At 69.6% G+C, this 23,441-nt stretch carries 30 protein-coding genes; 15 read left to right on the top strand and 15 right to left on the bottom strand.

Annotated elements, in window-relative coordinates; genetic code table 11:
• The first annotated feature begins 5 nt into the window (after window positions 1–5).
• Window positions 6–749, top strand: a complete 744-nt coding sequence (locus M1L36_RS01950) for an MBL fold metallo-hydrolase (RefSeq protein ID WP_250872031.1) — start codon at window positions 6–8, stop codon at window positions 747–749.
• Window positions 750–755: 6 nt separating this feature from the next.
• Here M1L36_RS01950 and M1L36_RS01945 read toward each other — a convergent pair whose 3' ends face one another.
• Complete coding sequence (locus M1L36_RS01945) at window positions 756–1,469, bottom strand: diphthine--ammonia ligase (protein ID WP_250872030.1); 714 nt, start codon at window positions 1,467–1,469, stop codon at window positions 756–758.
• 182 nt (window positions 1,470–1,651) lie between these two features.
• Between M1L36_RS01945 and M1L36_RS01940 the strand changes: the two genes are divergently transcribed.
• From M1L36_RS01940 to M1L36_RS01930, 3 genes are read left to right on the top strand one after another with little or no spacing between them, the layout of a single operon-like run.
• The gene (locus M1L36_RS01940; RefSeq protein WP_250872029.1) at window positions 1,652–2,041 is read left to right on the top strand and encodes an ArsR/SmtB family transcription factor; all 390 of its coding nucleotides are present in this window, start codon (window positions 1,652–1,654) and stop codon (window positions 2,039–2,041) included.
• Window positions 2,038–3,198: an ACR3 family arsenite efflux transporter gene (arsB, locus tag M1L36_RS01935; RefSeq protein WP_305794314.1), complete on the top strand. Its 1,161-nt coding sequence runs from the start codon at window positions 2,038–2,040 to the stop codon at window positions 3,196–3,198. Before M1L36_RS01940 ends, arsB begins: the two co-directional genes overlap by 4 nt.
• A 46-nt stretch (window positions 3,199–3,244) precedes the next feature.
• Window positions 3,245–3,673, top strand: coding sequence for an arsenate-mycothiol transferase ArsC (locus M1L36_RS01930; protein WP_250872028.1), 429 nt, complete (start codon window positions 3,245–3,247; stop codon window positions 3,671–3,673).
• A gap of 18 nt (window positions 3,674–3,691) precedes the next feature.
• Here M1L36_RS01930 and M1L36_RS01925 read toward each other — a convergent pair whose 3' ends face one another.
• The 3 genes from M1L36_RS01925 to M1L36_RS01915 form a co-directional block, all read right to left on the bottom strand.
• On the bottom strand, window positions 3,692–4,822 hold the full coding sequence (locus tag M1L36_RS01925; RefSeq protein ID WP_250872027.1) for a DUF373 family protein: 1,131 nt from the start codon (window positions 4,820–4,822) through the stop codon (window positions 3,692–3,694).
• Between the two features lie 81 nt (window positions 4,823–4,903).
• The gene (gene sppA, locus M1L36_RS01920) at window positions 4,904–5,902 is read right to left on the bottom strand and encodes a signal peptide peptidase SppA (RefSeq protein ID WP_250872026.1); all 999 of its coding nucleotides are present in this window, start codon (window positions 5,900–5,902) and stop codon (window positions 4,904–4,906) included.
• Window positions 5,903–5,980: 78 nt separating this feature from the next.
• Window positions 5,981–7,318: an MFS transporter gene (locus tag M1L36_RS01915; protein ID WP_250872025.1), complete on the bottom strand. Its 1,338-nt coding sequence runs from the start codon at window positions 7,316–7,318 to the stop codon at window positions 5,981–5,983.
• Window positions 7,319–7,401: 83 nt separating this feature from the next.
• Here M1L36_RS01915 and M1L36_RS01910 point away from each other — a divergent pair, with 83 nt between their 5' ends.
• From M1L36_RS01910 to M1L36_RS01900, 3 genes are all read left to right on the top strand, one after another.
• A complete protein-coding gene (locus M1L36_RS01910; RefSeq protein ID WP_250872024.1) occupies window positions 7,402–7,659 on the top strand; it encodes a DUF5789 family protein in 258 nt (85 codons plus the stop codon).
• A gap of 83 nt (window positions 7,660–7,742) precedes the next feature.
• Complete coding sequence (locus tag M1L36_RS01905) at window positions 7,743–8,063, top strand: transcription factor S (RefSeq protein ID WP_250872023.1); 321 nt, start codon at window positions 7,743–7,745, stop codon at window positions 8,061–8,063.
• A 357-nt stretch (window positions 8,064–8,420) separates the two neighbouring features.
• Entirely contained in the window at window positions 8,421–9,017 is a 597-nt protein-coding gene (locus M1L36_RS01900; RefSeq protein ID WP_250872022.1) for a DUF6517 family protein, read from the top strand.
• Here the strand turns inward: M1L36_RS01900 and M1L36_RS01895 are convergent.
• The 5 genes from M1L36_RS01895 to M1L36_RS01875 form a co-directional block, all read right to left on the bottom strand.
• Complete coding sequence (locus tag M1L36_RS01895; protein WP_250872021.1) at window positions 9,010–9,348, bottom strand: hypothetical protein; 339 nt, start codon at window positions 9,346–9,348, stop codon at window positions 9,010–9,012. The genes M1L36_RS01900 and M1L36_RS01895 overlap by 8 nt on opposite strands.
• Window positions 9,345–9,566 carry a hypothetical protein gene (locus M1L36_RS01890; RefSeq protein ID WP_250872020.1) on the bottom strand — a complete coding sequence of 74 codons (222 nt, stop codon included), beginning with the start codon at window positions 9,564–9,566 and terminating at the stop codon, window positions 9,345–9,347. Before M1L36_RS01890 ends, M1L36_RS01895 begins: the two co-directional genes overlap by 4 nt.
• 93 nt (window positions 9,567–9,659) lie before the next feature.
• Complete coding sequence (locus M1L36_RS01885; RefSeq protein ID WP_250872019.1) at window positions 9,660–10,385, bottom strand: methyltransferase domain-containing protein; 726 nt, start codon at window positions 10,383–10,385, stop codon at window positions 9,660–9,662.
• On the bottom strand, window positions 10,382–10,810 hold the full coding sequence (locus M1L36_RS01880; protein ID WP_250872018.1) for a nascent polypeptide-associated complex protein: 429 nt from the start codon (window positions 10,808–10,810) through the stop codon (window positions 10,382–10,384). Before M1L36_RS01880 ends, M1L36_RS01885 begins: the two co-directional genes overlap by 4 nt.
• Before the next feature lie 81 nt (window positions 10,811–10,891).
• Window positions 10,892–11,353, bottom strand: a complete 462-nt coding sequence (locus M1L36_RS01875) for a PUA domain-containing protein (protein ID WP_250872017.1) — start codon at window positions 11,351–11,353, stop codon at window positions 10,892–10,894.
• A gap of 126 nt (window positions 11,354–11,479) precedes the next feature.
• Here M1L36_RS01875 and M1L36_RS01870 point away from each other — a divergent pair, with 126 nt between their 5' ends.
• Entirely contained in the window at window positions 11,480–11,674 is a 195-nt protein-coding gene (locus M1L36_RS01870; protein WP_250872016.1) for a hypothetical protein, read from the top strand.
• A gap of 45 nt (window positions 11,675–11,719) precedes the next feature.
• On the opposite strand, the gene M1L36_RS01865 is transcribed toward M1L36_RS01870, so the two are convergent.
• Window positions 11,720–12,217, bottom strand: coding sequence for a LabA-like NYN domain-containing protein (locus M1L36_RS01865; RefSeq protein ID WP_250872015.1), 498 nt, complete (start codon window positions 12,215–12,217; stop codon window positions 11,720–11,722).
• Between the two features lie 348 nt (window positions 12,218–12,565).
• Here M1L36_RS01865 and dapA point away from each other — a divergent pair, with 348 nt between their 5' ends.
• From dapA to M1L36_RS01835, 6 genes are read left to right on the top strand one after another with little or no spacing between them, the layout of a single operon-like run.
• A complete protein-coding gene (gene dapA, locus M1L36_RS01860; protein WP_250872014.1) occupies window positions 12,566–13,477 on the top strand; it encodes a 4-hydroxy-tetrahydrodipicolinate synthase in 912 nt (303 codons plus the stop codon).
• A complete protein-coding gene (gene dapB, locus M1L36_RS01855; protein ID WP_250872013.1) occupies window positions 13,474–14,250 on the top strand; it encodes a 4-hydroxy-tetrahydrodipicolinate reductase in 777 nt (258 codons plus the stop codon). Before dapA ends, dapB begins: the two co-directional genes overlap by 4 nt.
• A complete protein-coding gene (locus M1L36_RS01850) occupies window positions 14,247–15,092 on the top strand; it encodes a 2,3,4,5-tetrahydropyridine-2,6-dicarboxylate N-succinyltransferase (RefSeq protein ID WP_250872012.1) in 846 nt (281 codons plus the stop codon). Before dapB ends, M1L36_RS01850 begins: the two co-directional genes overlap by 4 nt.
• On the top strand, window positions 15,089–16,345 hold the full coding sequence (gene lysA, locus M1L36_RS01845; RefSeq protein WP_250872011.1) for a diaminopimelate decarboxylase: 1,257 nt from the start codon (window positions 15,089–15,091) through the stop codon (window positions 16,343–16,345). Before M1L36_RS01850 ends, lysA begins: the two co-directional genes overlap by 4 nt.
• Complete coding sequence (gene dapF / locus M1L36_RS01840) at window positions 16,342–17,223, top strand: diaminopimelate epimerase (protein ID WP_250872010.1); 882 nt, start codon at window positions 16,342–16,344, stop codon at window positions 17,221–17,223. The genes lysA and dapF overlap by 4 nt, the downstream gene beginning before the upstream one ends.
• A complete protein-coding gene (locus M1L36_RS01835) occupies window positions 17,220–18,353 on the top strand; it encodes a M20/M25/M40 family metallo-hydrolase (RefSeq protein ID WP_250872009.1) in 1,134 nt (377 codons plus the stop codon). Before dapF ends, M1L36_RS01835 begins: the two co-directional genes overlap by 4 nt.
• Window positions 18,354–18,377: 24 nt before the next feature.
• Here the strand turns inward: M1L36_RS01835 and M1L36_RS01830 are convergent, their stop codons facing one another.
• From M1L36_RS01830 to purB, 4 genes are read right to left on the bottom strand one after another with little or no spacing between them, the layout of a single operon-like run.
• Window positions 18,378–18,719 carry a hypothetical protein gene (locus tag M1L36_RS01830; RefSeq protein ID WP_250872008.1) on the bottom strand — a complete coding sequence of 114 codons (342 nt, stop codon included), beginning with the start codon at window positions 18,717–18,719 and terminating at the stop codon, window positions 18,378–18,380.
• A gap of 4 nt (window positions 18,720–18,723) precedes the next feature.
• Window positions 18,724–18,936 (bottom strand): zinc ribbon domain-containing protein, encoded by a 213-nt coding sequence (locus tag M1L36_RS01825; protein WP_250872007.1) that lies wholly within the window; start codon window positions 18,934–18,936, stop codon window positions 18,724–18,726.
• Window positions 18,937–18,971: 35 nt separating this feature from the next.
• On the bottom strand, window positions 18,972–19,664 hold the full coding sequence (locus tag M1L36_RS01820) for a phosphoribosyltransferase (protein ID WP_250872005.1): 693 nt from the start codon (window positions 19,662–19,664) through the stop codon (window positions 18,972–18,974).
• Window positions 19,665–19,707: 43 nt separating this feature from the next.
• A complete protein-coding gene (gene purB, locus M1L36_RS01815) occupies window positions 19,708–21,072 on the bottom strand; it encodes an adenylosuccinate lyase (protein WP_250872004.1) in 1,365 nt (454 codons plus the stop codon).
• Window positions 21,073–21,279: 207 nt separating this feature from the next.
• On the opposite strand from purB, the gene purH reads away from it, so the two are divergent.
• Window positions 21,280–22,893, top strand: a complete 1,614-nt coding sequence (gene purH, locus M1L36_RS01810; protein ID WP_250872003.1) for a bifunctional phosphoribosylaminoimidazolecarboxamide formyltransferase/IMP cyclohydrolase — start codon at window positions 21,280–21,282, stop codon at window positions 22,891–22,893.
• A gap of 105 nt (window positions 22,894–22,998) precedes the next feature.
• Here purH and M1L36_RS01805 read toward each other — a convergent pair whose 3' ends face one another.
• A complete protein-coding gene (locus tag M1L36_RS01805; RefSeq protein ID WP_250872002.1) occupies window positions 22,999–23,343 on the bottom strand; it encodes a hypothetical protein in 345 nt (114 codons plus the stop codon).
• Between the last annotated feature and the right edge of the window lie 98 nt (window positions 23,344–23,441).

Here is a 23,441-nt window from a genome sequence, read left to right as displayed (position 1 = left end):
ACGCTATGGTCTCGGTCACCCTCGTCCGACACGCGACGCTCCTCGTCGACCTCGGCGACACCCGCCTGCTCGTCGACCCGATGTGCAGCGACAGCGGCGTCAACCCACCCATCGACGGTTCGCCCAACGACCGACGGAACCCGCTCTGTGACCTGCCGGAGGACGTCGAGTGGGACGCCGACGCTATCGTCCTCACTCACCTGCACCACGACCACCTCGACGACCCGGCGCGCGAACGGTTCGCCGACGCCGGTCTCCCGGTGTTCTGCCAACCCGAGGACGAGGCGTCGCTGTCGGAGACGTTCGAGGACGTCCGCGTCGTCGCGGAGTCCGTCGAGTTCGACGGACTGACGCTCACCCGAACGCCCGCCCGCCACGGCCACGGCGAGTGGGCCGAGCGGATGGCCCCCGTCTGTGGGTTCGTCGTCGAAGCGAGCGACGAACGCCTCTACCTCGCGGGCGACACGGTCTGGTACGACGCCGTGGCGGAGACGCTCGACGACCACGACCCGACAGCAGTCGTCGTCAACGCCGGCGCGGCGCAGTTCGAGGAGAGTCGCCCCATCACGATGGCCGCCGAAGACGTGACCGCGGTGTGTGAGCACACCGACGCGCCCGTCGTCGCGGTCCACATGGAGGCGATCAACCACTGCCTGCTGACTCGCGACGGGTTAGCACAGGCGCTCGCGGAGACGGCCCACGACGGGCAGGTCGAGATTCCCGACGACGGCGAGACGGTGGAGTTGTAAGACCGCTCAGTCCGCCAGCCAGGCGTCTTCGATGCGGAGGTGACCGCGCGTCCCCTCCCACACCGTGCCGTACTCCAACTCGATGCGCCGGTCCATGTGTGGGGCGTCGACGACCAACGTCTCGAACTCGCCGCCTTCCCCCAGGACGTGGACGCCGTACTCCTCGTTGAGCGCGGTGAGTTCCTCGATGGCCTCGCGGTCGAGCGTGCGGCCCAGCCACGACTCGTCGAGACCGTGAGCGGCGACCTGGACGATCGTGATCTCGAACCCGGCGTCGAGCATCGCGTCGGCGAGGTCGTGGGGGTCCCGCTGCCAGAGCGGCGCGAACAACTCGGCGTCGAGACGGTCGCACATCGCCTCGATACGGGAGGTCTGGAACGTGCTCTCGACCGCACCAGCCGTGACGCCGCCGATGCCGCCCCACTCCTCGGCGAGCGATTCGAGGGCGCGTTCGAGCGGTTCGAGTTCGGCGTCGCCCTGTGCCCCCGAGTCCTCGGCGTCCTCGGCCCCGAAGTCGTCGGGGCGGACGTCGAGCAACTCGATACCGGTCGACTCGGCCGCGAGACTCGCCAGCGTCGTCGCCGGGGTGTGGTACATGTACGAGTCGCCCTGCGGGTGGACGGTGACGAGGCGCTCGACGGGGTGGCCCGCTTCGAGCGCGCGATACAGCGCCCACGAGGAGTCCTTCCCGCCCGAGAAGAGGCTGACCCACGGTTGCATACCCTCGCTACCGAGTGCGCCCGGTTAGCGCCTCCGGTCTCCGAGCGGTTCCCGGTACGAACATCAATTCAATTAGTGTTCATACATCGAGGCCCCCAGTGGAGAAGTAGGTGACCTTTCGAACCTCTCTCGGCCACTCTCGAACGGCACTACTAATATCCATCGCCGAAGACGGTTGAACAGTGCCTCAATCGACTCGGCTCAGACGGTACCTCGAAGACGAACTCGGGGAGTGTTGCGAGGAGGACGTCGACCAGCGCCTCGCGGAACTCGAGGCGTTCGACCTCGGCGACGACGACCGCGTCGAGACGGACCTCGGGGCGCTGTCGGCGCTGGCGAACGACACGCGCTATCGGCTCGGGCGTGCGCTCCACGCCGCCGACGGCGAACTGTGTGTCTGTGAACTCGTGCCGCTGGTCGACGTGAGCGAGAGCGCGGTCAGCCACGCGCTGTCGACGCTGGCGGAGGCGGGCGTCGTCACCAAGCGCAAGGACGGACGGTGGCGGATGTACCGTATCACGCCGCGCGGGACGGCGCTGCTGGTCGCACTCGACGGGACGGTGAGCCGATGAGCGCCGCGACCGACCACGACCACGGCCCGAACTGCGACTGTGCGAGCTGTGGCGACCCGCGCTCGATGGACTTCCTCGACAAGTATCTCACCGTCTGGATTCTCGGCGCGATGGCGCTGGGCGTCGGACTGGGCTCCGTCGCCCCGTCGGTGACCGAGCCGATTCGGGACCTGCGTCTCGTCGAAATCGGGCTGGTCGCGATGATGTACCCGCCGCTGGCGAAAGCCGACTACTCACAGCTCCGGACGGTGTTCGGCAACTGGCGCGTGCTCGGGTTGAGCCTCGTCCAGAACTGGCTCATCGGCCCGACGCTGATGTTCGGGCTGGCGGTCGTCTTCTTCGGCGGGGTCGTCCCCGGTCTCCCCGCACGCCCCGAGTTCTTCCTCGGTCTCGTGTTCATCGGGATGGCACGGTGTATCGCGATGGTGCTCGTCTGGAACGACCTCGCCGACGGGTCGACGGAGTACGTCACCGGACTCGTCGCGTTCAACAGTCTGTTCCAGATCCTCACGTACGGCGTCTACGTCTGGTTCTTCGCGCTGGTGCTCCCGCCCGCGCTGGGCATGGAGTCGCTAGTCGCCGGCGTCACCACGTTCGATATCTCGACGACACAGGTGTTCGAGGCCATCGTCGTCTTCCTCGGCATCCCCTTCGCGGCGGGCTTCCTCAGTCGGTACGTCGGGACGCGAGCGAGGAGCGAGGAGTGGTACGAGGAGTCGTTCGTCCCGCGCATCGACCCGCTGACGCTCGTCGCGTTGCTGTTCACCATCGTCGTGATGTTCGCCACCCAGGGCGAGACCATCGTCGCCGCGCCGGGCGACGTGCTGCTCATCGCCGTCCCGCTCACCGTCTACTTCGTCGTGATGTTCCTCGTGAGCTTCGGAATGGGCCGGGGCGTCGGCGCGGACTACTCGACGACGACGGCCATCGGCTTCACCGCCGCCTCGAACAACTTCGAGTTGGCCATCGCCGTCGCCGTCGCCGTCTTCGGCGTCGGGTCTGGCGTCGCGTTCACCACCGTCGTCGGCCCGCTCATCGAGGTGCCCGTCCTGCTCGCGCTGGTCAACGTCGCGCTGTACTTCCAGCGGCGACTCGACTGGGGCACCTCCGGCGGAGGGACCGCCCGCACCGCCACCGATACGACGACCGACGACTGACCGAGGAACAGACCACCGACCGACACCTCACCACCGACAGACCACCATGACCGACACCACCGACCCGACCCGTATCGCCTTCGTCTGTGTCCAGAACGCCGGTCGCTCCCAGATGGCGACCGCCTTCGCCGAGCGAGAACGCGACCGACGCGACCTCGGTGACCGCGTCGAGATCCTGACCGGCGGCACCCACCCCGCCGACGACGTCCACGACGTCGTAATCGAGGTGATGGGCGAAGCGGGGTTCGACCTCGCCGGCCGGACGCCACGAGCAGTGTCGACCGACGACCTCGAAGCCTGCGACCTGGTCGCGACGATGGGTTGTTCGACGCTCAGCCTCGACACGGCGGCGGGCGTCGAGGTGCGCGACTGGGACCTCGACGACCCCCACGGGCAGGACCCCGAACGCGTCCGGGAGATACGCGACGACGTCGAAGCGCGGGTCGTCGCGCTGTTCGACGAACGAGAGACGTAGACGTAGCCGCACACGCCCTCACGGTCGGGTCTCGTACTCTTCGACGGAGAGACCGTCCATGAACGAGGAGACCACGACGCCGACGAGGCTGACGAACACCCCCAGGACGACGAAGACGACGAGTCGCGCTTCCGCCGTCAACTGGACACGCTGGACGGTGAGCGCGCCGAGTTCCGCCGCCGGGACGACCAGCGGGGCGACGACGCCCGCGTTCTCCAGGAAGTACGCGGTGAACCCGCGAACGACGAACCCGATGGCGACGATGCCGAACGGCAGGGTCATCAGCGCGCTCCGGATGCGCTCCTCGCGGAGCATCTCGTCGAGGAGACGCCCCGTCGCGGCTGCGAGCGCCGCCAACGAGAGCCACGGGACGCTCTCGTAACAGAAGCGCATCGCGGCCAGCAGCGGCCCCTCGTCCATCTCGGAGGCGGCGAGCACGCCGACGAACGCGCCGACCAGCGCGAGTCCGGCGGCGACGACGTAGGTGACGAACGACACCTGCCCGGCGTAGAACGCGTCGCTGACCGCCTGCGGGAGGCTCTTCAGGAGGTCGTCGACGCCGAGACCCTTGTAGAGGAAGAACGTCCCGACGACGCCGGCGACGACCGACAGCGCGACGGCGACGCTGTCGGCGACCGCCAGCAAGACGGGGAAGGCGACGAGCGCCGCCCCCAGCGGGATGAGGACGGCCGCGCGCAACTCCTCGTCGCCGAGGAACTGCTTGAGGAGGTAGTACGTCGACTCGATGTCGCGGGCCTGTCGGACGACGACGCGGTCGACGGCGTCGACGCGGACACGACTCTCGACGATGGGGACGATCTGTTCGTCCTCGGCGCTGTCGACGACGATGACCGCCGCGTCGGGACGGTGGTCGGCGACGAGCGCCTCGACCTGCCGGGCGATGGTCCGGTCGCCGTCGACGGTGTCCCCGCGGCTGGAGACAACGGCGACGACGGCCTCCTCGCCCTCCGCGCGGACGTCGCGGGCGACCCGGAGCGCTTCGAGGAGGCTGTTGACGCGGGCGTCCTCGGGGTCCGCGACGCCGACCTCGGTGACGAGGCGCTCGACGTGGTCGTCACCGACCAGCGGAGGGTCGCGGTCGGCCGCGACACGGCCGTCGCGGTCGAGACAGAGGACGAGCGTACTCACGGTTCCGAGGAGGCCCTCCCGGGGTAAATAACCTGTAGACGGTCTCGCCCCCGGTCGCCCCTGCCCGCTCCGTCGACCGTCTCAGAGCCGAATCGAGAGGTCGTCGTCGACACGGCTGGCGATGCCCGCGCCGAAGGCGTAGGCGGTCCGACTGGCCCCCCGCGAGAGTCGCTGCATCGGCGAACGCGACGGTCGGAACTCGACGGCGCTGACGGCCGCTCCGAGAATCTCCTCGACGTGGTCGAGTGCGTCGTCGCGGGTCCCCAGCGCGTCGACGAGACCGAGGTCGTAGGCGCGTTCGCCGATGTAGACTCGCGCCTCGGTCTGGCGGATGTCGCCGGGGGCCATCCCCCGTCCCTGAGCGACCCGCTCGACGAAGTGCTGGTAGTAGTCGTCGATGATACCCTGGAGGTACTCGCGCTCCTCGGGTTCGAGTTCGCGGAGCGCGGTGCCCGCGTCCTTGTACTTTCCGGCGGCGAAGCGCTCGTAGGAGAGACCCAACTGGTCGGCGAGGTCCGTGGCGTTGACCCGCGACCCGATGACGCCGATGGAGCCGACGATGCTCGTGTCTCGTGCCCACAGTTCGTCACAGCCGCTGGCTATCCAGTAGCCGCCGCTGGCGCAGGTGTCGGTCGTGTACGCGACCGTCGGCCCCTCGAACGCCAGCGCCGCGTTCCGGATGTCGTCGCTGGGGACCACCTCCCCGCCGGGTGTGTTCAGCTTCACGAGCAGCGCGTCGACGTTGTCGTCGGCGTCGGCCGCCTCGATCTGCTCGACGACGTCGTCGGCCGGCGTCCCCCGCACGCCACCCGGGACCGGCCCGCCGCCGCCGTTGCGGGTGATGGGTCCCTCGACGGCGACCTCCGCGACGTTGTACCGCGGCTGGAGTCGCGAGGCGACCGGCCCGGCGAGTCGGAGACCGACGAGACCCGCGAGGAGCATCAGGAGTGCGCCGAGGATGGTGTACTCGCCGATCCACTCGACGAACAACAGCCACCCGACGACGAGACCGACCAGCGCGCCGACGAGCACCACGGCGAGGTGCCCGAGCGCGCGTTCCCTGCTGTCAACTTCGACCATACCGACCACGCGGCCGGCGACGGGTTAAACGATATGGCCTATGTGAACACGACACCCGGCCCGGTTCGCACGCGTCGGTCAGTCCTGTGGGGTCGGCTCCCCGGCCGTCGTCCCCAGCGAGTCCTCGACCTGCGAGTAGACCAACACCAGCGCGAGGGCGGCGATGACCGCTCCGAACGTGAACGGGGCGGCGAAGCCGAAACGGATGAAGTAGCCCGCCGCGAGCGGCCCGATGGCGACGCCGAGACCGAACGCCGTCGTCAGCACCGACAGCGTGGTCCCCGAACGACCCGCTCCCGCGAGGTCACCCGCGAGCGCGAGCGACGGGGCGAACACGAGCGCGACGGCGACTCCCTGGAGCAGGCGGAAGAAGAGCATCAACAACGGCGCGACCAGGCCGGCGCTGTCCGCCGGGACGAGGCCCGCCCACGTCTCGGCGATGCCCGGGACGTACCCCTGGAGGAACACCGAGGGGACGAGCAGCGCGAACCCGGCGACGATGAACGGTCGCCGACCGTACTCGTCGCTCGCGCGGCCGATGGGCACCTGGAACAGGACGTTCGCGATGACGACGGCGGCGAACTGGACGCTGAACAGGAACGACCCCTCACCCAGCGCGTCGGTGATGTCGGCTTGGAGCGTCGCGAACAGCGCGATGGTCGTCGCCATGAACAGCGTCCCGACGCCGAGAGTGAACACCGGGTCCAACAGCGTGTCGCCGGTCCGGTCGAACACTCGGAACGAGAGGTCGTCGCTCGCCTCGTTGTCGGGCCGCGGGGGGTCCTCGATGAGCAGCGTCACCAGCGCGAAGCTGACGATGGCCCCGAGGACGGCGATGCCGAACGCGGCGTTGTACCCAGTGAGTTCCCCCCACGGCGTCGCGTAGGAACCGCCGTCCACGACGAGTCCGGCGACGATGGGGCCGAACCCGAACCCGATGAGACGGAACGTGTTGAACACGCCGAAGTTCCCCCCGCGTTCGGTGTCTCCGGCGGCGAACTCGTTGACCAGCGCGATGGTCGCGGGGATGGTGAACGCCGCCCCCAGCCCCTGGAACGCGCGGATGAGCAGGACGTACTCGTACTGCTCGACGAACGGGTAGGCCGCGCTGGCGACCCCGAACAGCCCCAACCCGAACAGCACGAACACCCGGCGCTTCCCGACGCGGTCGGAGAACCGTCCCGTGATGGGCTGGCCGAAGCTGTTGAGGAAGCCGAACAGCGACAGCACGAGACCGATGAGGAACGCCGTCGTCAACTCGACGCCGAACAGGCTGCCCCCCACGATGCCGGAGAGGTCGATCTGCCCGCTCTCGATGTACAGCGGGAGGACGATGATGAGAAACGAGTTGCCCAATGCGTCCGCCATCCGAGCGATGCCGAGCGTCAGGACACGGTTGTCCGTCCCTAAAACCATTCAGTACGGGGTACGGGCGTCGGTGCAATACCGTTTCTCCTCGCGGCGGTACGCTCAAGCCATCAGCGAACCAACACCAGCGCATGTCTCGTGACGTCAAACTCAGCCGTGTCCAGGCCGTCCTCGCCGAAGTGGAGTACCCCGCCAGCCGCGAGACGGCCGCCAGCGCGTTCGACGACGTGACGCTCCTGCTGGCCGACGGCGAGACCAACCTCGGAACGGCGGTGCGGGACCTCTCGACGGAGGAGTTCGACAGCGCCGAGGACCTCGAAGCCGAAGTGTACAGCACGCTCCCGCGCAACGCCGTCGGCGAACCCTACCAGTCGGAGGGCGAAGGGTAATCCGCGACGGGTCACCCACACCGAGACCCGCTGCGCGAACCGTCAACCACGCCGCTTATGCGTCCGAACCGATTTGGCCCGCTATGGAGTTCTGCGACGAGTGCGGCTCGATGATGAAAGTCGAGGGAGGCGTCTGGACCTGCGGTAGCTGTGGCTACGAGAAGGCTCGCGACAGCGAGAACGAAGCCAGCATGGTCACGACGCAGGGCCAAGAGACGTCCGAGGTCGTCGACGTGAGCGACGCCGAGGACAACGGCCTCCCGACGACGAAGGTGAAGTGCCCGAACTGCGAGAACGACCGCGCGTACTACTACATGCAACAGATCCGCTCGGCCGACGAGTCCGAGACGCGCTTCTTCATCTGCACCGAGTGCGAACACAAGTGGCGCGAGGACGACCACTAAGAACCCACCTTTTGCTGCGTTCGCCTGTCAGCAGGACGCTCGCTGCCGCTCGCTCCTGCTGACGGCTCACTGGCAAAATCTGGACCAAAAGCTTCCTCGCTCCCGATGGTCGCTCGTCAGCCCGCTCGCTCACTCCTTTCGCTCGCGGTACGACTGACGAACCAACCGCACAGTACGCACTGCCACACCACCGCACCGCGACCGTTCAAATAGTATCGAGTGAGCACGCTTTCGGGTGAACTGACGAGTCATCACGAAGCGTTCAGCGGGAGCGCGACGCGGCGCTTCGTCGAAGAGAATGTCGCCTGTTCGCCTCAGTACACGGACTGATTAGTCTGGCCGCCCTGGGGTGTACTAATGGCCCCCGACCGTCTGCGGCCGCCGGACCTTCCTGAGCGACTGCGCTCGGAGAACGGCTGGGACCTCCTCGAAGCACGCGAGGAGACGCTGGCGACGCTGCCCGCCGCCCGCGTTCAGGGGGTGACGCACGTCTACGAGGACGAGGCGCTCCGCGAGCGTGTCGCGGACGCGACGGGTGTCGACCGGACCTGGCGGTTCGTCTTCGCGACACGCGTCGCGTTCGTCCCGCCGCTGGCACCCGGTATCGGGACCGCCATGGTTCTGCCGATGGTCTCGGGCGAGGCCCACCGCGCGTTCGTCGACGACCTCGAACGGCGCGGCGTCGTCAACGTCTCGCGCGGCCGCAGCGAACGGGTCCGGTCGACGTCGGGCGAGCGTATCCGCCTGCGCTCGTATCGCGGCCGCCTGCCCGTCGACGACGACGCGCTGGCCGTCGAAGGGTGGCTCGGCGTCTGGTCGGTCGACGGCGAGTTCCGCATCGCCGGGGGAGCCTACCCCACCGACCTCGACGCGTTCGTCGGCGCGGAGACGGCCGTCCCGGACGCCGGCGAGTGTCGCGACGAACTGCTCAGAATCGTCCGCGCGGTCAGTTGAAGAATCGCAGCGGCGCGGCGACCGCCGCACGGAGCGTGCCGCCGGCGTCGACCTCGACCGGGAGCCGACGCGACTGTGGTCGAGCGCGCGCCCCCAGCGTGCCGACCGCGGTGCCGTCGACGAGGACGACGACCGTCAGGTCCGCCTCCGAGAGCAGGCGCTCGAGCGACGGGAGTCGACCGCGTTCGGTCCGCGCGACGGCGACGAGCGCTCGGACCGACGGGAAGTCCACCAGCACCGTGTCGGTGTACGACTCGATGGCGATGGGCTGACCGTCGATGGTGAGCGTCAGGTCGGCCTCGACGTCGATGGGGGCGCGCTGGGTGCTCAATCGCCTTTCTCCCGCGTCGAGATGGTGAGCGTCCCGTCGAGACGCCAGTGGGCGTGGTCGGCGTCCTCGCCCGCTCGACTCGGGACGTAGACGTTCATGTCCTCGAACTCGTACTCGATGACCGCGTTCCGGCCGGTCAGTCGGTCGTACAGCGCGATACCGAGGTCCGGCCACGTCGTCGTCTCGTCCATTCGCTCTTCGGGTTCTGAGTCGCTCATGCGAGAAAAGGTACGCTCGTCGTCAGCTTAAGAGTACGCGCGGCCCTCGCGCTTGCCGGTTCGTCGGACGGTCGACCGTCGCGACTACCGGTCTCAGGCCCGCGCGAACACGAGGTAGCCGGTGTGTCCGACGCCGGCCGTCGAGGGACGGGTCCCTCGGTCGCCGACGTCCATCCGGCGCTGGATGGTCTCGAACGTCTCGACGTCGCCCAGCGACTCTCGGGCCGCCTCGACGACCGCGCGCGTCCCCTCGACGAACGGGACGTACGCGACGAGGTACCCGCCAGGGACGAGCAGGTCGTCGGCACGGGCGGCGACCTCGGGTGCGTCCTCGGTGTCGAGCGTCAGCACGTCGAAGCGCTCACCGTCGGCGACGAGGTCGTCGACCGTCTCGGCGAGGTCGCCCACGCGGACGTCGACGTGGTCGGCGACTTCGGCGGTCTCCATGTTCGAGCGGGCCACCTCCGCGAACTCCGGGTCGATTTCGTAGGTCGTCACGTTCGCCCCGACCCGCCCGAGGTACGCGCTCAGGATACCCGTCCCGGTGCCGGCGTCGAGCACTCGGTCGCCCGCCGCGATGCCGGTGTGGCCGATGATGAGACCGATGTCGCGGGGCATCATCGGCGCGCCCGTGCGGTCGAGGTGGTTGAACAGGTCGGGACCGCGCATCTCGCGGACCTCGAACGGTTCGCCCAGATGCGTCTCCAGGGTCTCGCCGGCGTTCACGTCCTCGGGAATCTCGAGGACGCCGAGGTCGGTCTCCAGCGTGTCGCCGCGCTCGCGGCAGTACTCGCGGTCCTCGTGGACGAGGAGTATCACTCCAGACGCGAGACGGCCGCGGCGAGGTCGCCGCCTTCGGCTTCGAGCGCTTCGCGGGCGGCCTCCTCGGTGGCACCCGTCCGCTGGGCGACGATCTCGACGTCGGCGTCGGGAATCTCGTCGGCCGCCCCGACGTCGACCTCGTCGGCACCGCCGGACTTCTCGGTCGCGCCCTCGCCGACGCCGGCGTCGTCGGCCGTGGCACCGCCCTCGCCGAGCGCTCGGATCTCGGGGTCGCCGACGATCTGGTACGTCGCCTGGCCCTGGGCGTCCATCCGCTGGACGTCGACGTCGGTGAACACGAGCTCCTCGTCGTCGGTCCGGATGACGATCTCGTTGGCCTCGATCTCGGTGACCTCGATGCCCATCTGCTTCATCATCTGCTTCATCTTGCGCGGGTCGAGTCCGCCGCCTCCTCCAAACATACGCGCATCGTCGTCAGCAGGCCTCAAAAACCCAGCGCACTCGCCCGCGCGACCCCGCCGTCGCCCGCCGTCTCGGACCCCTCAGGCGTCCGCGCCCGCCCTGACCTTCACGGCGACGCCGGACTGGAAGTCGCGCATCCCGTCGGCGGGGAGTTCGGCGCGCCCGACCGCGAGCACGTCATCGTCGTAGGTCACTGCGACCTCGTCACCGGGACGGACCGCGTCGTCGACCGCCCGGACGAACTTCGCGAACGCGTTCTTCCCGTCGCGGACGAACTCGACGGACTCGTCGCCGACTTCGACGGCGGGGCCGCCGAGGACCTCGTACAGTCGCCGCCCGCCGGCGACGGCGAGGGTGAACCGCCCTTCGACGGTGTACGAGACCAGTCGCTCCTCCTCGTCGGTCAACACCTGCTGGGGCCGGCCCGTCGAGGTCCGGAGGACGGTCAGTGGTTCGTCGTCGGGGAACAGCGCCGTTCCCGCTCCCGCGCCGAACTGGTAGTCGGCGACCGCCTGCAGTCGTTCTCGCGCGTCCGCGTCCATGAGAGCGAGGTCTGGGGTCGGCGGGGAAAAGCGCCCCGAGTCCGGCCGGGGGCGTGGCACGCGAGACCGTACCAGTGCCGTGACGTTTCGACGGGGTTTATGTGCCGTGTTTCGTATCGCCCGCCGATGACGACTGACACCAGAAAGCTCGGTCTCGGTGCGGCGCTGTTGCTCCTCAGCACGGTCGCGGTCCTCCTCGTCGCCGCCGGCGACATCTACGCGAACACCCCCGTCCTCGACGCGGTCGGTGGAATCGCGTCGCTCGCGATGGCCGCGGGCGCGCTGCTCGTCGGCCTGTCCGAACAGGGTTCGGGCGTCTGAACGCGCCGACCCCGCCGCTTCGGGTCGATTCGAGACGACCGAGCGCTACAACAGGAACTTCTCTTTCTGCTCGCTGAGGTCGACGAACGAGTCGGCGGCGGCGACGAGCGAGTCGGAGGTCGAGGGGCCGAACGCCATCACCTCGACGCGAGTGCCCTCGTGGCGGACGTGCGAACAGAGGCGGCTGAAGTCGCCGTCGCCCGAGCAGACGACGATGGTGTCGACCTTCTCGGCGAGCGTCACGGCGTCGAGACTGATGCCGACGTCCCAGTCGGCCTTCTTCGTCCCGTCGGGGAACGTCTGGAGGTCCTTGATGCGCGTCTCGAAACCGATGTCGTCGAGCGCGTCGAAGAACGACTCCTCTTCGGGTGCGGACGCCCGGACGACGTAGGCGATAGCACGGATCAGTTTCCGGTCCTGGACCGCGGTGTCGAGCAGCGCGGTGTAGTCGACGTTCCGCGAGTAGAGACTGTGAGAGGAGTGGTAGAGGTTGCGCGAGTCGGCGAGAACCGCGACGCGCTGGTCGGGATGCAACGGTGGCATACGCCGAGTCGTGTGTCCTGGGTCAAAGCGTTTGGTATCCGGGGAGTCCTTCGGGCGGCCGCCGCTCGCGGTCGCCGGCGGAGAGGGGCGTGTGACGCCCGCAGGTTCCGGCAGGTGTCGCGCGCGGCGCAACCCCTAAGTCCGCACGGGACCGGTCTGCGTGTATGCGTCTCACCTCCGCGGACGGGTGTGTTCGACTCCACCGCGGTAAACGCGCGTAGCTGTCGGTTCACGGCGGGCTGGCGACCCGTCGCGGGCTGTTCTCTGTTCCAGACCGGACAGCGACGCGACCACGCGATTCACGACCCACAGCACGGCGCTGTGGACGACACCACACCACCACACCACATGACACACGAACCGTACGCCGGCGTCTACCCGGCCCTGCCGACACCGTTCCACGACGACGAGAGCATCGACCACGAGACCCTCGCCGACCACGCCCATTCGCTCGAAGACGCGGGCGTGGCGGGCGTCGTCCCCGTCGGGACGACCGGCGAGAGCGCGACGCTCACCCACGACGAACACGTCGCGGTCGTCGAGACGGTCGCCGAGGCCGTCTCCGTCCCCGTCGTCGCGGGGGCTGGGTCGAACGCCACCCACGAAGCGCTCGACCTCGCCGAACGCTCCATCGAGGCGGGTGCGGACGGCCTGTTGCTCATCTCACCGTACTACAACCGCCCGGAACCGGCCGGGATGGAGCGCCACTTCCGGACCATCGCGGACGCCTTCGACGTGCCCCAAGTGATCTACAACGTCCCCTCACGAACGGGCCGGAACATCGCCGTCGAGACGGCCGTCTCGCTGTCCTCCCACCCGAACGTCGTCGGCTACAAGGCCGCCAGCGGCGACGTCGGCCGGGCCAGCGAGATCATCGAACAGACCCGCGACGAGGCGTTCTCGGTCCTCTCGGGGGAAGACGGGCTGAACCTGCCGTTGCTCTCGGTCGGCGCGACGGGGTGTATCAGCGTCACCGCCAACGTCGACCCCGAACGCGTCGTCGCGATGGTCGAGGCGGCGCTCGACGACGAGTTCGCCGCGGCCCGCGAGTACCACCACGACCTCGGCCCGCTGTCGCGGGCGCTGTTCGCCGAGACGAACCCCATCCCGCTGAAGACCGCACTCGCGATGCGCCGGGAGTACCCCGAACGCCTTCGCTCGCCGCTGTCGCCGCTGGGCGAGGCCGGTCGCGAGCAGCTCCGCGAAGCGTTCGCCGCGCTCGATAGCGATACCACGCAGGCCCCCGAAGCGGACGTATGAGTCTGCGACTCGCTATCACGGGCGCGACGGGGCGGATGCCCCAGCAGGTCGTCGCCATCGCCGAAGAGCGCGGCCACGAGGTTCTGCCCGTCTCGCGCGTCTCCGAACGCATCGACGGGTTCGACGCCTACCCCGCGAACAACCTCGCCGCAGTCCTGGCCGACCAGCGACCCGACGGACTGGTCGACTTCACCGCCCCCGAGGGCAGCGTCGACTACGCCGCCGCGTGTGCCGAAGCGGGCGTCCCCGCCGTCGTCGGCACGACTGGCTTCTCCGACGAGCAGTTCGAGTCGCTCCGGCGGGCCAGCGAGCGGACGCCGGTGCTCCACGCCCCGAACTTCTCGCGCGGTGTCGCGGTGCTCACCGACCTCACCGAGCGAGCGACCCGGATGCTCCCCGACCACGACGTCGAACTGACCGAGACCCACCACCGCGAGAAGCGCGACGCCCCGAGTGGCACCGCCAACGCCCTGCTCGACGCCATCGAGGGCGCACGCGACCCCGAGCGCCACGGCGCACACGCCGACGGCGAGCGGGTCCACGGGCGAGAGGGCGTCGCCCCCCGACGCGACGGCGACGTCGGCGTCCACGCTCGGCGTGCTGGCGACATCCGCGGCGAACACGAGGTGCTGTTCGCCGGCGACGACGAGACGCTGACGCTCACCCACCGCGCCGGCAGTCGGCGGGTGTTCGCCGCCGGCGCGCTCGACGCCGCCGAGTGGCTCGTCGGTCGTGACGCCGGCTGGTACGACTTCGCGGAGGTGCTGGAATGACGAACACGAACGCGCTCGAAGCCGACGTCGAGGACCTGTGGCAGCGACGAGAGGACGGCCTGACGGCGAGCGACGCGACCCACGCACACCTCGCGACGCTCGACGCGTTCCTCGACGCGCTGGAGGCGGGCGAGGTCAGGGCCGCGGAGAGCAGTGGCGGGGAGTGGACCGCCAACGAGTGGGTCAAGCGCGGCATCCTGCTCAACTTCGCACTCCGTCGGTCCCGACAGCGCACGTACGGCGACGTCGGCTACAACGACGTGCTCCCGCTGCGCGACACCGCCGACCTCGCCCGGCGTGGCACGCGCAACACGCCCGACGGCACCGTGATTCGCCGGGGTGCGTACCTCGGCGACGACGCCATCATGATGAGTCCGAGCTTCGTCAACGTCGGCGCGTACGTCGGCGACCGGACGCTCGTCGACTCCTGTGACACCGTCGGGTCGTGTGCGCAGGTCGGCGACGACGTGAAACTCGGTGCGAACACGCTCCTGGGGGGCGTCCTCGAACCGGTCGAGAGCGCACCCGTCGTCGTCGAGGACGACGTCTCGCTCGGCGCTGGCTGTCGGGTCACCTCCGGGTTCGTCGTCGGCGAGGGAAGCGTCGTCGGCGAGAACACACTCCTCACGCCGCGTATCCCGGTGTACGACCTCGTCGAGGAGGAGGTCGTCTACGGCCACCTCCCACCCGAACGGCGGGCGTTCACGCGCTACGTCGAGTCCAGCGTCGCCGACCACGACCTGTTCGACGGCGGTGGGGCGTACAAGCCCGCCGTCGTCGCGACCCACGTCGAGGAGGAGACGCTGGAGGCCACCGAACGGGAGGGCGCACTGCGCGAATGAGCGAGTCGAACACCGGTGACGGGACTACCGAGAACTCGGCCGTCCGTCGACCTGCCGACTGGGAGGCCGACCGCCTTCGGGACCTCGCGAGCGAGTTCGGGACGCCGCTGTACGTCGTCGACCCCGACCGGGTCCGACAGAACTGCGAGCGCCTCCTGGGTGCGTTCCCCGACGCCACGGTCGACTACGCGGTGAAGGCCAACACCGCCCGGACGGTCCTCGAGACCGTCGAGGACGCGGGACTGGGCGCGGAGTGTGCCTCCGCCGGGGAGGTCCGGCGCGCGCTCGACGCTGGGTTCGCCCCCGAGGAGGTGCGCTACACCGCCGTCAACCCGCCCGCCGCCGACCTCGACGCGGTCGTCGAGTGGTGGCGCGAGGGTGCGGACCTGACGGTCACCGTCGGCGCACGCACGACGCTCGACGCACTCGCCGAGCGGGGCTACGACGGACGGCTCTGCGTCCGGGTCAACCCCGAGGTCGGGGCAGGGCACCACGCGAAGGTGACCACCGGCGACGCCCCGCAGTTCGGCGTCCCGTTCGACGACGCGACCGACGCGGCGAGCGCCGCGAGCGAGGTCGGCGAGTTCGTCGGCCTCCACGCCCACGTCGGTAGCGGCGTCTCGGGCGACGACCTGTCGGCCCACGAGGTGCTGGTCGGACGGATGGCGATGCTAGCCGACGAACTCGACGAGTCACCCGAGTTCGTCTCGGTCGGCGGTGGGTTCGGCGTGCCGTACCGTCGAGAGGACCCGCCGCTCGACCTCGACGCGGTCGCAGACGCCACCCGCGCGGCGTTCGACTGTGACGCGCGCCTCGTCGTCGAACCGGGCCGGTACGTCGTCGCCGACGCGGGCATCCTACTGACAGAGGTGACGGCGGTCAAGGAGACCGCCGAGACGACCGTCGTCGGCGTCGACGCCGGGATGACGACGCTGCTCCGGCCGGCGCTGTACGACGCCTACCACGAGGTTCGCAGTCTCTCGGCGTCCATCGACGACCGCGTGCCGACGTCGTGTCTCGTCGCCGGCCCGGTCTGTGAGACCGCGGACGTCCTCGGCGAAGAGCGCGTGCTGCCCGAACCGAAGCGCGGCGACCTGCTCTCGGTGGGGACGACCGGCGCGTACGGCTACGAGATGGCCTCGACGTACAACTCCCGACCGCGCCCCGCCGTCGTCACGCTCGACGGCGAGACGGTCGCACGTCGGGAGACGCTGGCGGACCTGACTCGACTGGAGGGAGGTGAGCAGTCGTGAGCGACGCGATTCGGGTCGAGAAGTACCACGGCGCGGGCAACGACTTCCTCGTCGTCGAGAGCGACGCACCCGTCGACGACCGGTTCGCGTTCACCGCCGACCACTGTGACCGAGAGACGGGCGTCTCACACCCCGAATCCAAGCGGACGGGCGCGGACGGATTGTTGTTCTTACGGGTGGACGACGAGGCCGACCCACCTCGCGTCGAGATGACCCACCACCAACCGGACGGCTCTATCGCCGAGATGTGTGGCAACGGCGTCCGCTGTGCGGCGCTGTGGGGCGCTCGCGAACTCGGCGTCGGACGGGACGAACCGGCCGAGGTGGTGGTCGTCACACCAGCGGGAGAGCGGCCCTCGACCGTGGTCGAGAGCACCGAGGAGAACGACGCGACGGTGACCGTCGCGATGGGCCGCCCGTCGTTCGCGCCGGAAGACGTGCCGCTCGCTCCCGACCGTACCGACCCGCTCGTCGAGGAGACCGTCGAGGGACTGACTGTGACGGCCGTGAACACCGGCGTCCCGCACGCCGTCGCGTTCGTGGAAGATGCGGACACGGTCGACCTCGACGCGGTCGCGCCGGCGGTCCGCCACGCCGACGCCTTCCCCGAGGGGACGAACGTCGTCCTCGCCACGGCCACGGCGGAGGGGTTCGCACAACGGACCTACGAACGCGGCGTCGAGGGCGAGACGGACGCCTGCGGGACCGGCGCGGTTGCCATCGGTGCGGTCGCCCGACGACGCGGTCTCGTCGACGACGAGTGGGTGACGGTCCGACCCCCCGGCGGCCCGCTGTCGATTCGCGTCACCGACGACGAGGCGTTCCTGCGCGGCCCGGCGGTCCGCGAGTTCGAGACGACGGTTCCGGTCCAGCGATGACCGGGAGCGACCAGTTCGACCCGCTCGCGTTCCACGAACGCGCGGTCCGGACCGCTTCTCACGAGTCGCCCGGCGCGATGCGCGACCTCGTGGTCGAGACGCTCACTGGATGGGGCCACGACCCCGACGTGGACGACGCGGGCAACGTCCTCGCCACCCGTGGGGCGGGGGACCCGCACGTCGTACTCAACACCCATCTCGACACCGTCCCGCCGCACGTCCCGTTCGAACGAGCGAGTTCACCGCCCGACGCCGACGGGGCCGCGCCGAGCGACCCCGAGGGGGACGTGGTCCTCGGCCGTGGCGCGTGCGACGCGAAGGGACCGCTGGCGGCGCTGCTCGACGCGTTCCTCCACGTCGACCCGCCGGGCCGCCTCACGCTCGCGTTGACGCCCGACGAGGAGACGACGAGCGCCGGCGCGCACGCACTCGACCTGGACGCCGACTGCTACGTCGTCGGCGAACCGACCGACCTGGCGGTCTGCACCGCCGCGAAGGGTCGATTCGAGGGAGCCGTAGCGGTAACGGGCGAGGCCGCCCACGCCGCCCACCCCGACGATGGCGTGAACGCGACCGCCGCGATGGAGTCGGTGCTGGGTGCGCTCCGGACGTTCGACGACGAACACGGCCCTGGAACAGACGAGCAGTTGGGCGCGCCGACGCTCACTCCGACCGTCCTCGCGGGGGGTGAAGCCGCCAACCAACTCCCCGAACGGGCGACGGTGACCGTCGACCGACGGAGCGTCCCGCCCGAGACCGCCGCCGGGTACGAACGGGCGCTGAACGAGCACCTCCGGACGGCGCTCGCCGACGGACCGGTCCCCGACGCCGAGGTGTCGTTCTCGCTGACCGAGCGCCCGACGCCGTTCCTCGAAGCGTTCGCGACGCCGACCGACCACCCGCTCGTGGCGGCGTTCGAGGCGGCAGGGGCGGACGCGCCTCGACCGTTCACCGCGGCGACCGAGGCGTCGTACTTCGCGCCCGCCCCGGTCGTCGTCTTCGGGCCGGGCGTCCTCGTCGACGAGGTGGGACCGGTCGCTCACGCGCGCCGGGAGTACGTCCGCCGGAGCGACGTGGAGCGAGCGAGCGAGGTGCTCCAGGGTGCGCTGGCGGCGCTCGGCGACCGTTGAGTCGGAAGTCAGCGACCGGGTGGCTCAGCGGAAGTACGCCGACTTCGTCAGCAGGTAGCCGACGACGACCACCGAGAACAGCACCCCGAGGAGGTTCCCGCCGACCAGGTCGAGCAGGCCGCCGACGGCGTGGATGGTGAGCGCCCAGCGGTAGGCGGTGCGACTGCGGGTCAGCAGGCCGAGGCCGACGAGCAGTTCGGCGACTCCGAACGCGAGGACGAGGACGCCGATGGGGATTCCCCACACCGAGGCGATGTGGCCGAGGCCGGCAGCGACGCTCGACAGGCCGCCGACGATGGCGAGGCCGGCGACGAGCCAGATGCCGAGGGGCGTCGACTGGTGACGCCGCGAGTAGCTGTTCGCCATCGACTCACCCGAAGAAGACGTCGGCGAGGTCGCTGCCACGGGACCCCACGTCGCGGTACAGTTCGGAGTAGCCGCAGTTCGTACAGGAGACGACCCGGAACTTGTTCGTCTGGATGTCGAACATCTTGCTCAGACCGCCGCCGGTCGTCGATATCTCACCGACGTCGACCTCGGTGTGACCGCACTTCGGACAGCCGTTCTCGTCGTTGGAGGACATTCGGTTCGACTGTCCACCTACGAGTACAAAAGTGTTCAGTCGGGTGACCTGTCGAGGTACGTCCGCGCCTCGGCGTCCCCGACCTGTGCGAACGAGCGGTAGTACTGGCCGACAGCGCCGAAGTACGGCGGCGTCTCGACGGCGATTACCTCGTCCGCGACGGGGCGGTGCGACGCACCGCTGGCGGTCGGTCCCTGGTCGCCAACCGACCGGAGACGGTCGACGGTGTCGGGGGAGGCGACCGGGACGGCGAGGACGACGCGGTCGGCCCCCGCCTCGCGGACGGTCCGGAGACAGGCGATGGCGGTCGCGCCGGTGGCGACGCCGTCGTCGACGACGAGGACGGTCTTCCCCGCGAGGTCGAGTGGGGGTCGACCCGCTCTGTACCGGGTCAGTTTCTCGCGGACGGCCGCCTCCTGCCGGTCGCGTTCGCGCTCCAGGTAGCCCTCGGAGACGCCGAGTCGCTCGACGAGGGCATCGTTCAGCCAGACTGCACCGTCGGCCCCGACCGCGCCGACGGCGAGTTCGGGGTTGCCCGGCGCGCCGAGTTTCCGCGCGACGACCACGTCGAGCGGGACCGGGTGGTCGGGCGTCGAGAGCGCGTCCGCGACGGCCCGGCCGACCGGGAGGCCACCGCGTGGGATGGCGAGGACCACGTCCGCGGTCGTCCCGCGCTCGCGGAGCACCCGACCGAGTCGCTCGCCGGCGTTCGTGCGGTCCGTGAACATGACACTCGACCTCGGCGGTCGAGCGAGAAAAGGGACGCGTGCGTCAGTCCAGTTCGTCGACCAGTTCCGCGCCGTAGCCGGTGTAGCCGGCGGGCGTGAGAGCGAGCAGTTCCTCGCGGACGGCTTCGTCCACGTCGAGTGCGCGAATCATCTCGTGGAAGTCCTCGATGGTGACCTCCCGACCGCGCGTCGCCTCCTTGACGCGCTCGTAGGCGTCGGCGTGGCCCTCCCGACGGAGGATGGTCTGGACGGCCTCGCCGATGACCGCGGGGTTGGCGTCGAGGTCCTCGCGCATCACCTGCTCGTTGGGGACGACCTTCCCGAGTCCGTTCTGGGTCTTCTGGTAGCCGAGCAGACAGTGGGCGAGCGCGCTCCCGATGGTGCGTTTGACCGTCGAGTCCGAGAGGTCGCGCTGGAGGCGCGAGGTGGTGACGTAGTCCGCGAGGAACTGCAGGTCCGAGTTCGCCTTCGAGAGGTTTCCCTCGCTGTTCTCGAAGTCGATGGGGTTGACCTTGTGGGGCATCGTCGAACTGCCCGTCTCGCCCGCGGCCGCCTCCTGCCCGAGGTAGCGCTGACTGACGTAGAGCCAGACGTCGAGGTCCAGGTCGAGCAACACGTCGTTCGCGCGGCGGAACGCGTCGAACAGTTCGGCGAGGTCGTCACACGGGTTGACCTGCGTGGTCAGCGAGACGTGTTCGAAGCCGAGCGAGTGGACGAACGCCCGAGAGAACTCGCGCCAGTCGACGTCGGGATAGGCCGCTCGGTGAGCGGCGTAGGTTCCCGACGCACCCGCCAGTTTCCCGGCGAGGGCGGTCGTCTCGATAGCACCGAGCGCCTTCCCGAGACGGGCGGCGTAGACGGCCATCTCCTTGCCGAACGTCGTCGGCGTGGCCGGCTGGCCGTGCGTTCGCGCGAGCATCGGGACGTCGCGGTGTTCACGGGCCATCTCGGCGAGGTCGTCGCGCACCGAGCGCAGCTGTGGGACGAGCACCTCCTCGACGGCGTCGCGGACGAGCAGGCGGTGGGCGAGGTTGTTGACGTCCTCGCTCGTGAGGCCGAAGTGAATCCACGGGGCGTACTCGGGGAACGAGTCGCGGACGAAGTACTCCACGGCCTTCACGTCGTGGTTGGTCGCCGAGAACTCGCCGTGGCCCTCGGTCTCGAACTTCTTGACGAGCGTGGCGTCCTCGTAGCCGAACGACTCGTAGAGCGAGCGGAGTCCCTCGCGGTCGGACTCGGGAATCGACAGCGGCGTGGCGTCGAGGTCCGCGAGCGCGACGAGGTACTCCACCTCGACGTGGACACGAGCGCGCATCAGGCCCGCCTCGCTGGCGTAGGGAGCCAGCGGGGCCGTGTACGTCGAGTACCGGCCGTCGAGCGGCGAGATGGCGTCGAGTGGGGATTCCATACGCGAGGTACTGGACGGTCCCCGAAAAAGCGTGTCGAACCGGCGAACGCGCGTGAACGACTGTCAGTGTCGACCCGCGGCCGTCGTCCGAGACGACGCCGATATACCCACTAACGTGCACAAACTGTCGGCCCTCACCGGCATTTTCGGCCACGACCGTGCCCTCGAACCGACACCGCTTTGGGTCTCCCCCGGGGGTGTTCGCACATGCACATCGCCGGGATGGCGGGCAACCGTGGGCGCAACCTCCTGAACATCGCCGACCGCGCGCCGGGCGGCGCGGAACTGGCCGTCGTCCTCGCGACGAGCGAGGACGCGCCGGTGCTGGACGCGGCGGCCGAACGCGGGATTCCGACCGAGACGGTCCCGCCGCGCGAGGGCGAGGACCGCCGCGACCACGAACGACGCGTCCTCGACGCGCTCGACGGCTACGACTTCGAGCTGGTCTGTCTCGACGGCTACATGCGCGTGCTCTCGGAGACGTTCCTCGACGCCGCGCCGACGACGCTGAACGTCCACCCCTCCCTGCTCCCGTCGTTCCCCGGCACGGACGCCTGGGGCGACGCGCTCGACGCCGGCGCTCGCGTCACCGGCTGTACCGTCCACGTCGTCACGGACGCCGTCGACGAGGCGGGCGACGTCGTCGAGAGCGAGGTCGACGGCGGCCCCATCGTCACGCAGGAGCCGGTCCCCGTCTACGAGGGCGACGACGAGGCCGACCTGAAAGAGCGCGTCCTCTACGAGGGCGAGTTCCGGGCGTACCCGCGCGCCGTCCGGTGGTTCGCCGAGGACAGCGTCACCGTCGAAAGGGGCGACGTGACCGTCGAGGGCGACGACGACGGGACGTTCCCCGCCCGGGACCTCGCCTCCGCGGACCGCGTCGAGACCCTGCGCTACGGCGAGAACCCCCACCAGGACGCCGCGCTGTACGCGACCCCGACCGACGAGGCGAGCGTCGTCCACGCCGAGCAGTTGAACGAGGGCGCGAAGGGGATGGGCTACAACAACTACAACGACGCCGACGCCGCGCTCGCGCTCGCGGCGGAGTTCGACGCGCCCGCCGCCGCCGTCATCAAACACACCAACCCCGCGGGCTGTGCGACCGCCGAGACGCTCGCCGACGCCTACGCCGACGCGCTCTCGACGGACCCGATGAGCGCCTTCGGCGGCATCGTCGCGCTCAACCGCGAGTGTGACGCCGCGACCGCCGAACTGGTCGTCGACTCGTTCAAGGAGGTCGTCGTCGCGCCGGGCTACAGCGACGACGCGCTCGCGGTGCTCCGCGAGAAGGAGAACCTGCGCGTGCTGGACGTTGGTTCACTCGACACCCCCGAAGCAGCGGGGGAGCACTACACGGTGAAACCCGTCACGGGCGGGCGACTGGTCCAGGAGCGCGACGAGCAGCGTCTCACCCGCGCGGACCTGGAGTTCGTCACCGAGCAAGAACCGACCGACGAGCAGGTCGAGACGATGCTGTTCGCCTGGCAGGTCGCTAAGCACGTCAAGTCCAACGCCATCGTGTTCGCCGACGGCACCGAGACGGTCGGCGTCGGGATGGGACAGGTCTCCCGGGTCGACGCGGTCCGCCTCGCGGCGATGAAGGCCGACGAGCACGCCGAGGGGAAGGACGCTGCCGGTGCCGTGATGGCCTCGGACGCGTTCTTCCCGTTCCCCGACGGCGTCGAGGAGGCGGCCGACGCCGGTATCGAGGCCGTCGTCCAGCCCGGCGGGAGCGTCAACGACGACGACGTGATCGAGACGTGCGACGAACTCGGCATCGCGATGGCGTTCACCGGACAGCGGAGTTTCCGGCACGACTGAGCGAAGCGACGCAGTTCCAGACGTTCGTCGGGTGAGTGCTACGAGTCGGACGGGGGTTCGAGTACGACCGACTCGACCGCCAACATCGACCGTCTGAGACCTCGGTTAGCCGTCGTAGCCGGCGTCGAGCCCCTCGTCGGGGAAGCACTCGGCGAGGTCGTGAATCATGTCGATGGTCGCCTTCTTCGTCTCGGCGTCGAGGTCTTCGAGCGTGTCCAGCTCCTCGACCGCCCGGCGGAGGAGCGGCAGGCTGAGTCGCTGGTCGAGGTGTGCGACCGGGATGTAGAGGTCGTCGAACCCCTCCGGGGGGATGTCGGACGTCGACAGCAGGAAGTAGTCGTCGATGTCCGCGAGGTCGTCGGTCGCGAAGTCGTCTTCCTGGTACGGCATGTCGGGTGCGTTCTTCGTCGTGCCACGAATCGAGGGGACGTGCAGCGTGTATTCGGTCATCCACCGCGGACGACTCGCCGACGGGGAGTGTCACTGGTGCCTGCCACTGCGTGGCGACCCCGGTGACGGACCGGTCGAACGGGGCGCGACCCGCTCCG

It is taken from the genome of Halomarina rubra (assembly GCF_023699475.1).
In the GTDB taxonomy this organism is placed as follows: Archaea; Halobacteriota; Halobacteria; order Halobacteriales; family Haloarculaceae; genus Halomarina; species Halomarina rubra.
This window is presented reverse-complemented; position numbering and strand designations above follow the sequence as displayed.